Annotated in this window: 3 protein-coding genes; 1 reads left to right on the top strand and 2 read right to left on the bottom strand. The window is 74.9% G+C overall.

Annotation, left to right across the window (positions count from 1 at the left end; translation table 11 throughout):
- Window position 1 precedes the first annotated feature (1 nt).
- A complete protein-coding gene (locus tag ABZ815_RS29795) occupies window positions 2–12,241 on the bottom strand; it encodes an amino acid adenylation domain-containing protein (protein WP_357703652.1) in 12,240 nt (4,079 codons plus the stop codon).
- Between the two features lie 98 nt (window positions 12,242–12,339).
- Between ABZ815_RS29795 and ABZ815_RS29800 the strand changes: the two genes are divergently transcribed.
- On the top strand, window positions 12,340–13,074 hold the full coding sequence (locus ABZ815_RS29800; RefSeq protein WP_357703654.1) for an alpha/beta fold hydrolase: 735 nt from the start codon (window positions 12,340–12,342) through the stop codon (window positions 13,072–13,074).
- A 10-nt stretch (window positions 13,075–13,084) separates the two neighbouring features.
- Here ABZ815_RS29800 and fabD read toward each other — a convergent pair whose 3' ends face one another.
- Complete coding sequence (gene fabD / locus ABZ815_RS29805; RefSeq protein WP_357703656.1) at window positions 13,085–15,349, bottom strand: ACP S-malonyltransferase; 2,265 nt, start codon at window positions 15,347–15,349, stop codon at window positions 13,085–13,087.
- Window positions 15,350–15,364 lie beyond the last annotated feature (15 nt).

The raw sequence follows: 15,364 nt of genomic DNA on the forward strand, positions 1-15,364 counted from the left end.
GTCAGCGCCTCCCCGTGGTGATGTTCAGGTCGAGCAGCGAGCTGGCGTCGTCCGGCGGGCCGGGATCGGGCCTCCGGCCAGGGGCGGGGCTTGGGGCGGGGTCGGGGCTCCGGCCGGAAGCGCTGGGCGGGGCGGGGTCGCGCTCCAGCCACAGCCGCCTGCGGCGGAAGACCGGCGCGGGGGCGGGCTCGCGTACCGGCCCCGCACGCAGCCGCGGGTCCGGCTCGCTCAGCACGAGGTGCGCGTTGGTGCCGCCGAGCCCGAACGAGCTGACGCCGGCGACCCTCGGCGAGGGCCAGTCCCGCGGCTCGGTGACGGGCTCGAAGGGCGAGGCGGCGAAGTCGAACCGCGGGTTGGGCCGCTCGCAGGACAACGTCGGCGGGATCCGTCCGTGCTCGACGGCCAGCGCCGCCTTGATCAGCCCGGCGATCCCGGCCGCGCTGAGCGTGTGCCCGATGTTGGTCTTCACACTGCCGATCGCACACGTGCCCGGATCGCCGCCCTCGTGGAAGACGCGGGTCAGGGCTCGCAGCTCTATGGGGTCGCCGATGAGGGTGCCGGTGCCGTGCGCCTCGATCAGGCCGATCTCCCTCGGCCTGCGGCCGGCCGCCGCCAGGGCCCGGCGGACCACGTCGGCCTGGGCCTCGGGGTTGGGCGTGGTGACGCCCATGGTGCGGCCGTCGTTGTTCACGGCGACCGCCTCGATGACCGCGTGCACCCGGTCGCCGTCGGCCAGCGCCGCGCTCAGCGGCTTGAGCAGGACGACCCCGCAGCCCTCCCCCGGCACGAACCCGTCGGCACGCTCGTCGAACGTGTGACACAGCCCGGTGGGCGACAGCGCCTTGGCCGCGCTGAGCTGGAGGTAGTCGTTCTCGTCCAGGAGCACCTCCACCCCGCCCGCGAGGGCGACCTCGGCCTCCCCGGCGAGCAGGCTCTGCGCGGCGAGCTGCACGCCGACCAGGGAGGAGGAGCACGCGCTGTCCACGACGAGGTTGGGGCCGCGCAGGTCGAAGTGGTGGGCGACCCTGGCCGCGATGAAGTTCTGGTCGGAGGCCAGCCCGCCCGGCCGGATGCCGACCCGGCGCCCGTAGTCCGACATCCGGGCCCCCGCGAACACGCCGGCCCGGCGTCCGCGCAGCTCGGCGGGGTCGTAGCCGGCGTCGGCGAGGCAGGTCGCGCAGCACTCCAGGAACATGCGGATGGCCGGGTCGAGGGCGCGGGCCTCGTCCTCGCCCAGGCCGAAGTAGTCGTTGTCGAAGTCCTCGATGCCGTCGACGAAGCCGCCCCACTTGCTGATGCTGCGGCCGAGGGCGGGCTCGGGCGCGTACAGCTCGCGGTGGTCCCAGCGGGAGGCGGGCACCTCGCGCACGTCGCACCGGCCCTCGGTGAGGTTCCGCCAGAACGCGGCCACGTCGGGGGCGCCGGGGAACCGGCAGGCCATACCGATGATCGCGATCCTGCGATCCTCGGAGCCTGCCGGTCGGACGGGCTCCAGAGCAGGGGCAGTGGTCTGGGCAGTGTCCGGCGCGGTCTCCCGGGGCTCGTGCGGGGCGGTCTTCCCCGGGACGCCCGGGACGGTCTTCTCCGGGACGCCCAGGCGGTCGCGGAGCTGCTCCAGCGTCGGGTGGTCCAGCAGCAGCGACGGTTCCAGGCTCTCCCCGAGCCGTTCCTCGATGCGCTGCACCAGCTCGGCCAGCATCACCGACTCGACGCCGAGGTCCCCGAACTCCGCCGTCGGGTCCAGCGCGTCCACGGGGATGCCGATCGTCTCGGAGAACAGCTCGGCCAGCCAGTCGGGCTCCCCGGCCGGCGCGGGCTCGGGGACGGGACGGCGGTCGGGCCGTTCCGGCAGCCTGATCAGCGCCGGGACGTCCACCGAAGCGCCGGACGGCGGGCACGGCAGCACGGTCGCGCCGCGCGGCAACCCGATCACCCGGTCCAGCACCCGCAGCCCCTCCCGGTCGCCGAGGGACGCGAGACCGACGGCCTCGCCGACGTTCGGCTTCCCGCGCGCCCCGCCGGACTCCCGCCATTGCGGCCAGTCGACCGACCGGAACTCGGCCCGGCCGGACCGCCGCCTGACCCCGGCGCAGAGGTCGAGGAAGGCGTTGGCGGCCGCGTAGTCGGCCACCCCTGCGGCCAGCGCCGGCACGGCGGCGCAGACGGAGGAGAAGGTGACGAAGAAGGCCGGACGGTCCCCGGCGCACGCCTCGTCCAGCGCCTCCAGGAGGTCGGCCTTGGGTGCGAGCACGGCCCGCAGGTCGTCGTCGGACTTGTGGGCCAGCGACGGGCGGCCCTGGCTGGAGCGTCCCGCGCAGTGGACGACGCCGCCGATCGGGCCCAGCTCGCGTCGTACGCCGTCGAGGAAGGCGGCCACCCCGGACGGCGGCCCGGTGTGCACGACCACCCGCGCGCCCATGTCTTCCAGGCCGAGGACGGTGGCGACGGCCTCCTCGCCGGAGCCGTCCCACTGGTCGCGCGGCGGCAGCGGCCGGACACCGAGCAGGGCGAGCCGGCGCGCGCCGCGTCCGGCCAGGTGGCGGGCCACCAGCGCGCCCAGCCCCCTGGTGCCGCCGCTCACGACGTAGACGGACTCGGGATCGAGGTCCGGCTCCACGTAGGGCGCGGACAACTCCCGCAGATCTGGACGGAACCGCCCGCCATCGCGGTAACAGACCTCCCCGTACGGCTCGGCGGACGCCCACTCGGCGCGGATCTGCGCGGCCGAGGGCCGGTCGCTGTCCAGCACGGTGGCCGTGACCGACGGGTACTCGGCGGCCAGCATCCGCACGAACCCCGCCATCCGCGCCCCCGCCAGGCTCGGCGGCGCGCCGTCGAGGTCCAGCAGGCCACTGGTGACGTGCAGGATCCGCAGCGGGCGGCGCCGGGCCAGGGCGTCCCGCAGGACGGCGAGCCGTCGCAGCTCGTCACGCGGGTTCGCCTCGCCCAGGTCGCACAGGTCGATCCAGCCGGTGAACTCCTCCGGGACGGGGTCGCCCGCGCGTACGGGCACGACCTGGTCGCCGAGCGAGCGCGCCAGTTCCTCGGAGTCGTCGCCGTACAGGCACACCACGGTCCCGCCGTCCAGGGTTCCCGGGTCGCGGGCGGGCCGCTCGGACGCCGCCCACGTCCGCTCGAAGAGCGGCGTCTCGGACACGACCGATTCCGGCGCCCCGGACGCCGGCTCGCCGGACGATGGCTCCTCTGACGATGGCTCGCCGGACGCCGCCGGTTCGAAGGGCCAGCACCGCATCCGGTCGAACGGGTACGACGGCAACCCCACCAGCCGCGCGCCCGGAGGCGGCGTCCAGTCCACGTGACCGCCCTCCACCCAGTACCGCCCCACTTCCAGCAGCTCACCGGGCGTGCCGGGCTTCCCGGACGACGGGTCGCCGGGCTTGCCGGATGGCGGGGCGCCTGGGCGGGGCCGGCCGCGGAGCACGCCGGCGGGCTCCGACCGGGCGAACCGCTCCAGCCGTCCGCACAGCTCCCCCACGTCCGGGGCGACCAGCGCGAGCCGTTCGCGCAGCGGCTCCCGTCCGGTCTGGAGGGTGTGGGCGACGTCGGCGAGGCTCTCGGGCGTCGCGCGCAGGTGCCCGGCCAGCCGGCCGGCCATGGCGCGCAGCCGCCTCTCGTCGTGGGCCGACAGCACGATCAGCTGCGGCCCCGGGTCGGGCGTGCCGGATTCGGCGGGCGGGGGCTCCTCGACCACGGCGTGCGCGATCGTCCCTCCGGCGCCGAACGAGCTGATGCCCGCCCGCCGGGGCGCGCCGCCGGGCCCCTCGGGCCAGTCGGCCGCCTCGCGCTGCACGCGGAAGGGGATCTCGTCCCAGGCGATGTCCGGGTTGAGGTCGTCGGCGTGCAGGGAGGGGACGAGCCGCCGGTGCCGGAACTGGAGCACGATCTTGGTGAGCCCGGCGATGCCGGCGCCCGACTCGACGTGCCCGAGGTTGGACTTGACCGAACCGATCGGGATGCTGCCCGGGGCCGCGCCCGTCCGTCCGAACACCCGCATGAGGGCGTTGATCTCGATGGGGTCGCCGAGTGCGGTGCCCGCGCCGTGGCATTCCAGGTAGCCGATGCCGTCGGGGTCCACGCCCGCGTCGGCGAGCGCGCGGGCGACGAGCTCGCCCTCCTCGACCGGGCTCGGCACCACCCAGCCGTTCGTACGGCCCGAGTGCACGACGGCGGTGCCCCTGATCACGGCGTGGATCCGGTCGCCGTCCGCCTTCGCCCTCGCCAGCGGCTTGAGCAGGACGACCCCCGCACCCTCGGCGGGCACGAAACCGTCGCCGCCCGCGCCGAAACTGTGGCAGCGCCGGTCCCCGGCGGTGAGCCGCATGCGGGCGTGCTGGACGAACTTGTTCGGGTGCAGGTTGAGGTTGACGCCGCCGGCGATCGCCAACTGGCACTCCCCCTGGCGCAGCGACCGTACGGCGAGATGCAGCGCGGCCAGCGACGACGAGCACATCGTGTCGACCGACATGCTGGGCCCCTTGAGGTCCAGGTGGTAGGAGACGCGGTTGGCCACGCCGCCGAGGGTCGCGCCGGTGTCCTGGGACGTGCCGCGCAGGCTCTGCTCGACGCCGAAGAAGGGGTACTCGTTGTACATCACGCCCGCGTAGACGGCGACGTCGGAGCCATGCTGGTCGCGCAGGCGGGTGCGCGGGTAGCCGGCGTCCTCCAGGGCCTCCCAGGCGACCTCCAGGAAGACGCGCTCCTGGGGGTCCATGAGTGCCGCGTCGCGCGGGGTGATGCCGAACAGCAGCGGGTCGAAGTCGGTGACGCCGTCGAGGAAGCCGCCCCACATGAGGTCCACGGGCCAGCCGTCACGGGTCCGGTCGCCGGGGACGCGGGAGAGCGAGTGCCGTCCGGCGGCCAGGTTCTCCCAGAACGCGGCCAGGTCGGGGGCGTCGGGGTAGCGTCCGGCGATCCCGATCACGGCGATCGCGCCCGCGTCGTCAGGATCGTCGGCTTTGTCGAGCCGGTCGGGCTGGTCGGGCTGATCGGGGCGGTCGGGCTGGTCGGGGCGGGGCGTCGGCGGGGCCGGGGCTCTGGTGGCCAGTGCGGCGGCGACCCCGGCCAGGTCCTTGTGCTCGAAGAAGAGGGTCCGCGACCGCTCCCCCAGGTCCCGTTCCAGCCGCGCGTTGAGCTCGACGATCTGGTACGACGTCAGCCCGTACTGCTCCAATGGCACCCGCACCCCGAGCCGGTCGGCGTCGATGCCCGAGACCTCGGCGTAGACGCCCTTGAGGTACTCCTCCATGTCCCCCGTGGCGGCCCGCGGCGTGTCCGGCTCCGTCCGCTCGATCCAGTACGGCTCGGCCTCGAACGGGTAGGACGGCAGCGCCACCCGTCCGGGCGGCTCCGGCCAGAACCGTTCCCAGTCCACGTCCTGCCCGGTCACCCAGGCGGCGGCGGCCTCGGCCTCCGTACCCGCCGAACCGGCGCCTCCGCCGACGCGACCGGCGAGCACGGACGGATGCGCCCGGCCCGCCGCGAACGCCTCCAGCGCCTCCCGCAGCCCGGCCGCGTCACGGCAGACCACGGCGAGCCGGTGCGCGAGAGCGGAACGTCCGGTCTGGGTGGTGTAGGCGATCCGGCGCACGTCCTGCTCCCCGGCCCCGGCGGCCAGGCGGCGGGCGGCGGTCACGAGCTGCTCCGGCGTCGCGGCCGAGACCAGGACGGCGTGCTCGCGGCCGTCGTCGGCCGCGCTCCCCCCGGTCTCCTCGGGCAGGGGCGCGCGGACGACGGCGTGGGCGTGCGTGCCGGTCGCCCCGAAGGCGTTGATCAGCGCCCGCCGCTCACCGGTCCAGGGCCGGGCCTGCTCGGGCACGCTGACCGCGTCGGTGGGCGGCTCGGCGACGAGGGTGGGCGCCAGCCGTCCGTGCCGGAGCTGCAGCAGCACCTTGGCGAGCTGGGAGGCGCCGGACGCGGCTTCGAGGTGGCCGATGTTCGGCTTGAGCGTGCCCGCCTCGACGGGCTCGGGCCGCCCGCCGAAGACCTCGGCCAACGCCTCCGCCTCGGCCGCGTCGGCCAGGGCGGCCCCGGCCGCGGCGCACTCGACGTAGGAGACGTCGCCGGGCCCGGCGCCGGCCCGCTCCAGGGCGCCGCGCATGGACGCCGCCATGGCCTCGGCGCTCGGCGCGGTGAACCGCCCGGTACGCCCGGTGTGCGCGACCCAGGTGGCCTCGACCACGCCGTGGACGGCGTCCCCCGCCCGGACGGCGTCCGCGACGGGCCGCAGCAGGAAGGAGCCGACGCCCTCGCCCACCGTCCAGCCGGGCCGGTCGGCGTCGAAGGCGGCGGCGCCGGCCTCCTCGGCCAGCAGGCCCAGCCCGGCCAGCAGCGCGGCGTGGTAGGGGTCGGCGAGCAGGTTGACGCCCGCGACCACGGCCGCGTCGCAGTCGCCCGTACGGATGGCCTGGGCGGCCAGGTGCAGCGCGGTCAGCGTGGACGAGCACGACGTGTCCACGGCGATGCTCGGCCCGGTGAACCCGAAGAAGTACGAGACCCGGTTCACCATGTCGGACGCGGTCGCCGACACCACGGCCGGGCCGCCCGCCTGCCAGGCGGCGGCGCCCGCGTGCTGGTAGTCGTGCCACATCGAGCCGACGAAGACGCCCACCCTGGGGGCGGTCCGGCGCAGGGAGTCCGGGGTGTGCCCGGCGTGCTCCAGGCACTCCCACACGCTGTGCAGCAGGAGCCGGAGCTGCGGGTCGAGCGTCGCGGCCTCCTTCGGCGAGATGTGGAAGAGCAGGCTGTCGAAGCGGTCGATGTGCTCCAGGTAGCCGCCGGGACGCTCGCCCCTGGGGTCGGGGCGCAGGCTGCGGGCGCCGGTGCTGAGGTTGTGCCAGAAGCCGTCCAGGTCGTCGGCGCCGGGGAAACGTCCGGCCATGCCGATCACGGCGAGACCGGCCGCCGGCTCCGCCCGCCGCGCGGGCTCGGGGCGAGGGGCCGCCGGCTCGGGATGCACGGCTGCCGGTTCCGTCGCCGGGGTGGCGAAGACGGGGGTGGCGTCGCCGGTCGCGTGCTCGGCCGGGCCGCCCAGGAACGCCTGGAGGAAGCGGTGGCCGTCGTCGAGGTCGAACTGGTCGCGGACGCGGTCGAAGGCGACCTCGCCGATGGGGCAGAGCCCGATGCCGCAGGCCGCCTGGCCGGTCATCAGGAGCTGGCCGAGGTAGCCCGCCTCCAGGGTCAGGTAGCGCAGGCTCTGCTCGCCGTACAGGGGTTCGATGCCCTTGGTCTGGCCGATGAGGTAGAGGCTGAAGCCGGCGCGGTCGTACAGGTCGCGGTTGTAGACGAAGTGGACCGTACGGTCGAGCTCGGGGTGGGCGTTCACCAGGTGGAGGGCGTGCTCGCTCGGGTTGTAGTAGTAGATGCCCTCGGGGACGCCGTCGATCGCGCCCCTGGTGACGTGCAGGTACGCCTGCACGGCGTAGGTGTCCCCGGCCGACGGGTACAGGTGGCGCTCGCGGTCGCCGAGCCGCCGTTCGCGCAGCAGGCCGAGCAGCCGGCACAACGACCGGTACGGCAGCGAGCCGGGCTCGAAGTCGCGCACGCTGGCCCGCCAGGCGAAGTGCTCGTCTGGCACGTCGAGGCGGTCCAGGCGGATGAGGCTGGCGTCCGGCTCCAGCGGGCGCAGGTTCCACCGGGCCGCCTTGAACGCCTCCCGGTCCTCGGGCGAGAAGAAGTCCACCTCCCCCGGCCCGCCCGCCTCGGCCTCCACCTCGGCCTCCGCCGGCGCGGGCTTCTGCGAGGGGCGTTCCCTGGTGGGAGGAGCGGCGGGCGGGTCGGCGGGCGGGTCGGCGGGCGGGTCGGCGGGCGGGTCGGCGGGTGGGTCGGCGGGGCCGCCCACGACGGCGGCGATGCCGTTGACGGTCGGGTTCTCCAGCAGCAGCGCCACCGGCACCCGCCTGCCGTACCGCTTCCGCAGCGCCTTGGAGACCTGGACCATGGTGAAGGAGGTGACGCCCTGGTCCCAGAGGTCCTGGCCGGGGTCCACCTCCTCGACCCCGATCAGCTCGGCGAACAGCTCGGCGATCTCCGTCACGGCCCGCCCCGCGACCTTGGGCTCAGGCTCGGGCTGGGGCTGGGGCTGGGAGTGGGGGCGGGGCTCCGGTTCGAGCTCGGGCTGGGGGTGGGAGTGGGGGCGGGGCTCCGGTTCGGGCTCGCGCTGGGACTCCGGTTCGGGCTGGGGCTGGGGCGCCGGCTCCGGGGCGGGATCCGGGGTGCGTTCGGTGAGGGGCCACGGGAGGGCGTCCCGGTCCAGTTTGCCGTTGGACGTGGCCGGGAACGTGCGCACGAACGCCACGTGGTTGGGCACCATGTACGCCGGCAGCGTCCCGGCCGCGTGCGCCCGCAGCTCACCGACGTCCGGCTGCGCACCCTCGGCCATCACGTACGCGACCAGCTTCCGCTCCCCCGAGCGATCGTCGCGGGCCAGGACGACGACGTCCCGCACCGCCGGGTGCTGCCGCAGCCGGTGCTCGATCTCGCCCAGCTCCACCCGGAACCCGCGGATCTTCACCTGGTTGTCGGCCCGCCCGAGGAACGTGATGTTCCCGTCGGGCAGCAGCGCCGCCCGGTCGCCGGTCCGGTACATGCGCCCGCCCGCGAACGGGTCCGGCACGAACCGGTCGGCGGTCAGCTCGGGCTGGTTGCGGTAGCCGACGCTCAGGCACCTGCCGCCGATGAACAGGTCGCCCTCCTCCCCTTCGGGGCAGGGCCGCCGGTCCTCGTCGAGGATGTAGTAGAGCGCGTCGTCGATCGGCCGGCCGTACGGGATGCTCCGCCACGACGGGTCGATCTCCCCCACCTCGAACCAGTTCGACCAGACGGTGGCCTCGGTGGCGCCGCCCAGGCTGACCACCCGCGCCCGCGGGAAGGTCGCGCGCACGGCGTCCGGCAGCGGCAGCGGCGTGTAGTCGCCGCTGAGGAAGACCAGCCGCAGGTCGCCGGTGCCCTCGCCGCCCTGCCGCTCGGCCAGCAGCGGGGCGAGCTGGTTGAGCGTCGTGGGCGCGGAGTTCCAGAACGTGACCGGCTCGTCGATGAGGACGTCCAGCAGCAGTTCGGGGTCGCGCTGCTGGCCCTCGTCGGCGATGTAGAGCGAGGCGCCCCGGCCGAGCAGGCCGAAGATGTCGAACACCGACAGGTCGAAGCCGAGCGAGGTGACGCAGAGCCCGACGTCGGAGGCGTCGAAGTCGAAGGTGCGGTAGCACCAGTCGAGCAGGTTGAGCAGCGGCCGGTGGCTGACCTCTACGCCCTTGGGCTTGCCGGTGCTGCCCGAGGTGAAGATCACGTACGCGAGGTCGTCCACGGCGCCTACGAGGGGCGGGTCGCCGCGGTCGTCCCCGCCGGCGTCCAGCTCGACGGCGCGCACGTCCTCGGGCACGGCCCAGCCGGACGTCTCCGCGCAGGTCAGCACGATCCCGGCGGCGGCGTCGTCCAGCATGACCGCCGCCCGCTCGTCCGGCAGGGACGGCTCCACGGGCAGGTAGGCGCCGCCCGCCTTGAGAATCCCGAGGACGGCGGCCACCATGTCCGGCCCGCGGCACAGGCGCACGCCGACCACCGTCCCCGGCCCCACGCCCAGCTCCTTCAGCCGCCAGGCGGCGGCGTTGGCCCGCCGGTTCAGCTCCCCGTACGTCATGGTCCCGCCGGCGTGCCGCAGCGCGACCGCGTCGGGCCGGGCGGCGGCCTGCCGCTCGAACAGCCGGTGGACGGGACGCAGCCGGTCCTCGAAGGCCGCGAACAGCTCGGCCAGGTCGGGGAACTCCGGCTCCAGAGCGTCCCAGTGGTAGTGCAGCCGGTCGCCCTCCCTGATGACGATGCAGTCGAGGGCGACGTCCGGGGTGTAGGTCATCCAGGGGCCGGCCTCGACGCCGTCCGGGAGGGGGTGCTCGGTCAGGTCGAGGGTGCTGGTGTAGACGACGGGGAAGGCGTAGGCGCGGCGGCGACGCTCCCTCATGACGTGGCCGCGCAGCGTGGCCAGGCCGGTCAGGGCGCCGTTCGCGGCGTCGGCGGCGATCCGGTCCGGGTAGGACTCCTCGTCGGTGACCCAGCTCAGGGCGGTGAACTCGCCGGGGCGCAGCGGCTCCGACTCGGCGGTCCAGCGCACCACGGACACGCTGAACGGGTCGGGGAAGCGCCCGCGCAGCGCGCCGGCCAGGGCGGCGAAGACGGTCTCGTCGGAGACCGCGGCGACGCTGCCGCTCAGCCGGACGCGGCGGGCGGGCGTGGTGGCCACCTCGGGCCCGGGCGGCAGGTCGCGGAACCGCTCGTCCCAGTAGCCGTCCCCGTGCGGGTACTCAAGGGGGGACGCCTGGGAAGGCGGGCGCGGCTCGGCCGAGGGGTCGGCGTAGAGCCTGAACAGCTCGCGCAGCACGATGTGGATGCTCCGCCCGTCGAGCACGGTGAGGTCGACGGCCGCGTGCACGGTCTCTCCGCTGACCCGCAGCTCCCACTGCGGCCAGCGGCCCAGCGCGAACGCCCGTCCGGCCATCTCCTCGGGCTCGACGCCGGGGACCTCGGGGATGGCCCAGTTCTCCGGCGCGTGCGGCCTGATCCGCAGCGTCCCGTCGTGCGTGACCTCCGAGCGCAGCGCGTCGTGGGCGGCCACCAGGCGCAGCCAGGCCCGTCCGAGCCGGTCCCGGTCCAGGTCGCGGACGTGGAAGCTGTGGTAGACCTGGCAGCCGTCGTACTCGTGCGAACCGCCCGCGCGGGCCACGAAGTACGCCTTCTGCAGCTCGTTGAGCGGCCGGATCTCGCCCTCGCCGCTGTCGGCGGCCAGGGCGCGCAGCGCGTTGGTGAAGCGGGCGAACAGGGTCTCCGGCTCGCCGGGCGCGAAGCAGCCGGGCACCAGGTCCCAGCGCACCCGCAGCTCGCCGTCGTGCTCCCACATCTGGTGGTCGAGCGCGACGCCGGAGGTCTGGCTGAGCGCGTACGACACCGGCGGCACGGCGTCGTCGGGCCGGGCGTCCAGCAGGCTGGTGAAGACGACGGGCAGGGCGGTGCGCTCGCGCAGCTCCCGCATGACGGTCACGCCGGGGACGCCCGCGTGGCCGAGGTCGCGCCACAACCGCCGGTGCACCTCCCGGACCGCCTCCTCCAGCGGCTCGCCGAGCGTGCTCTCGGCGGCGAACACGGCGGTGCCGGTGAACGGCCCGACCACCTCGTCCACCTCGCGCGGCAGCCAGGCCCGGCCGGTCGTGGTGACGGCCAGGGAGCAGTCCGCGCCCCTGCCGACCGTCTCGGCGAACAGGGTCAGCACGAGGGCGGTCGGCGAGACGTCCAGCTCGGCGGCCCTGGCGCGCAGGGCGCCCCACTGGGCGGCGGTCAGCGAGCCGGTCAGCGCGGCGCGCGGCGAACCGTCCGGGACGCCGGCGGCGGGGCCGGGCGGCAGGTCCGCCAGGCGTTCCCGCCAGTAGTCCAGGTCCTCCTGGTGGCGGGGGCCGCGCCGCCGGGCGTCCAGCGCCAGCAGACAGTCGCGGACGGAGAGGCCGCCGTCCTCCAGCCGATGGCCGGGGTCGCGGTAGCAGCGCCACCAGTCGCGCAGCAGCACGTCGAGCCCGCGCCCGTCGGTCACGCTCGCGTCGATGCCGAAGTGCACGGTCCCGGGCGTGGTGACCTCGACGGCGAACGGCGGCCAGACGCCGGGCTCGTACCGCCGGTGCGCGAGGCGTTCGCGGGCGCCGGGCTCGTCCACCGGCAGGTCCCAGGAGGGGGCCTGGTCCAGCACCCGCTGGGTGCCGTCCTCGCCCAGCTCCAGGCGCAGGGCGTCGTGGTGGTCCACGACGCGCTGCCAGGCCGCGCGCAGGCGTTCGGGGTCCACGCCGGGCACCTCGAACTCGCGGTAGACCTGGCAGCCGACCGGGTCGGGGGTGGCGTCCTCGTCCGCGCCCATGACGTACGCCTGCTGCAGGGGCGTCAAGGGGAACGGCTCGTGCCGCTCGCCGGGAGCCGGGCTGATCACTGGGCCGGCCGGGACGGTGTCCTCGGTCGTCCCGGCCAGCTCGGCGATCCGCTCGGCCAGCTCGGCCGGCGTCCCGCAGTCACCCAGCCGCTCCACGGGGAAGTCCAGCGAGAACTCCCGCTGGATCTCGAACCACACCCGTACCGCGGAGATCGAGTCGAGTCCGCTGTCCTTCAGTGAAGCGTCGGGGGTCAGCTCCGCACCGCCGGGCAGCACCTCGGCCAGCAGGCGGATGACCGTCTCCGTCACGCGCTCGTCGTGCTCCATGGGCCTCCTCCCTCACTGCGACGCTAGTGAGGACGACGCGCGCTGCCTGCTCAAGACTGAGCAGGCGGCGGAAGACGATCGGCCGTAACCTTCGGATCATGCCTGGTTCCTGGATAGCGGGCGGCGGACCCAGAGCCGACGCCCGGATCAGACTGTTCTGCTTCGCGCACGCGGGAGGCGGCTCCGCGCTGTTCCGCAGATGGGACGAACATCTGTCCCCGGACGTCGACGTCTGCCCGGTGGTGCTGCCGGGGCGCGAGTCGCGCCTGCGCGAGCGGCCCTACAACCGCATGGAGCAGCTCGTGGGCCCGCTGTCGGAGGCCATCGAGCCGTACACCGACCGGCCCTTCGCGCTGTTCGGGCACAGCATGGGCGCGGTCGTGGCCTGGGAGACGGCCCGCCGGTTCCCGCCCGCGGTGCTGTTCGTGTCCGGACGCCGCGCGCCGCAGCTCCCGACCCGCCGCCGCCTCTTCAGCGACCTGTCGGAGGAGGAGATGCTGGCCGAGATGGGCAAGCTGAACGGCACGCCGTCGGAGGTGATGGGCCAGCGCGGCCTGCTGGAGGTGTTCCTGCCGAGCCTGCGCGCCGACTTCGAGCTGAACGAGTCGTACACGCCGTTGCCCGGCCCGCGTCCGGACTGCCCGATCTCGGCGCTGCTCGGCGACGCCGACCCCGAGGTGGACCCGGACGAGATCAGCGCCTGGGGCGACGCCACGGGCGGCGGCTTCACGCTGCGCGTGTTCGGCGGCGACCACTTCTACCTCAAGGGCCCGCGGCCCGAGGTGCTGGCGGCGGTCCAGGAGGACCTGGACCGCCACCTCCTCCGGGTCTAGCAGGGTCTGATCAAGTCTGACCGTCCTTGGTCAGGTCGCGCAGCCGGGCCTCCAGCAGCCCGGCGGCGGCCTCCATCAGCCGGTCGGCGATGACGTCGACGTGCCTGGCCCGCCAGTCGGCCAGCTCCGTGCCGGCCACCCACCGGTTGAACGCCCCCATGGCGGGCCCGCAATGGACCTGGTAGTCCACCTGCCGTCCGGCCTCGCCGCGCAGCGCCAGCCTGATCGTGTGGACGAAGTACCAGCGGAAGACGAGCGCCATGCGGTGCTTGGGGTCGCGTTCGGCGCGAGCCAGCTCGCCCGGCCTGCGCGCGGCCAGGAACGCCCGCGTCTCCTCCCACACCTCCGCGAAGGAACGGCGGAAGAACTTGTCCTGGATCGTCCGTCTGGTCCGCTCGTCGATCTCCTCCAGCGAGCCGTACTGGCGGTAGAGCTGGTAGAGCTTGTTCGCGCGGGCCGGGAACAGCGTGCCCTTCCTGGCCACCTGCACCTGCGCGCCCAGCTCGAACAGGTCGCCGGCCGGGGCGTAGGCGGTGTCCTGCACGTCGAGCCCGGCGAGCAGGTCCTTGACGGCGTCGGACGTCCCGGCCTCGGGGGTGCACTGGTTGACGCTGCCGGTGACGATGAAGTCGGCGCCGAGCACGAACGCGGCCGCGGCCGCCTCCGGGGCGCCGATCCCGCCGGACGCGCCGACCCTGATGCGCCTGGCGTAGCCGTGCGCGGCCATCGCCTCGTCGCGCAGCCGCAGGATCGCGGGCATCAGCGCGTACGGCGAGCGCCCGTCGGTGTGCCCGGCCGAGTCGGCCTCGACGCAGACGTCCGCGCTGACCGGCAGCTCCGCGGCGACCTCCGCCTCGGCCGCGCTCAGCGCGCCCTCCCGGACGAGCCGCTCCAGGACGGCCTTCGGCGCGGGACGCATGAAGGCGGCGGCGACCTCGGGCCTGGAGACCTTGGCCACCACGTGCCGGACGGCGACCGGCCGCCCGGAGGCGTCGCGGTGCGCGCCGCTGTAGCGGTAGCGCACGAGGGGGGCGGTGAGGTGCGGGTAGGCGGCGGCCTCGATGTGCCGCACGTCGCGGCGGAGCAGCAGGTCCACCGTCTCGCGTTCCAGGCCCTCCTCGCCGAGGCCGTGGAGCAGGTTCACGCCGTACGCGCCGTCCGGCCCGAGGGCGCCCTGGATGGTGTCGAGGGCCGCGGCGATCTCGTCCGGGGTGAGCCCGCCCGCGCCGAAGAAGCCCATCAGCCCGGCCCGGCCCATCCTGATCACGAGGTCGGCCGACGCGATGCCCTTGAACATCGATCCGGCCAGGTAGGCGTGGCGGACCCGGTAGTCGGCGCGGAACTCGGCCGACCCGAGCACGACCCCGGCCTCCCGGACGGCGGGCGTCACCGGCTCCCGGACGGCGGGCGTCGCCGGCCGGGCGGGCATCGCCGGTTCCTGGGGGGCGGGTTCCGGCGGGTGGCGGCGGGTGACCTGCCACAGCTTGCCGAGCACGTCGCCGGGCCCGATCTCCTCCAGCTCGGACACGCCCTGCGCCATCAGGTACCGCAGGCCGTCCACCCACCGCACCGGGTTGCAGATCTGGCGGCGCAGCAGCTCGGCCGCCTCGCCCGCCCGGTACGGACGTCCGGTCACGTTGGAGATGACGGGCACCCGCGGCTCCTCGATGCGGACGCCCTCCAGCGCCTCGGCGAAGGCGGCGGCGGCCGGTTCCATGTAGCGCGAGTGCGAGGGGACGCTCACGCTCAGCGGCACCCACTTGCCGGGGGCGCCGCGGCGGAGCGCGTCCAGCTCGTCCTTGGGCCCGGCCAGGACGACCTGTTCGGGGGAGTTGTAGTTGGCGACGTCCACGCCGGTGCCCGCCAGCAGCTCCTCCAGCCGTTCGGGGTCGGCGCCGAGGACCGCCGCCATGGCGCCGCCGTCCGCCGCCGACATCAGCTCGCCGCGCCGCTTGACCAGGGCGAGCGCGGTCTCGAAGTCGAAGCAGCCGGCCGCGAACAGCGCCGCGTACTCGCCCAGGCTGTGCCCGGCCAGGTAGTCGGGCCGTCCGCCCGCCTCCTGCCGCGCGAGGAAGCTCAGGGCGTTGACGGTGAAGAGGGCGGGCTGCACGTAACGGGTGTCACGCAGCCGCACCGGGTCGTCGCACAGCTCGGCGACGGAGTAGCCGAGGATCTCGTCGGCGCGCTCGCACAGGCCGGGGTACCGCTCCAGGGCGCCCGCCCCCATGCCCTTGCGCTGCGACCCCTGCCCGGGGAAAACCCACACGACGGACATCAGGCGCGTTCCTCT

Source organism: Nonomuraea sp. NPDC047529 (genome assembly GCF_040642995.1).
GTDB lineage: Bacteria > Actinomycetota > Actinomycetes > Streptosporangiales > Streptosporangiaceae > Nonomuraea.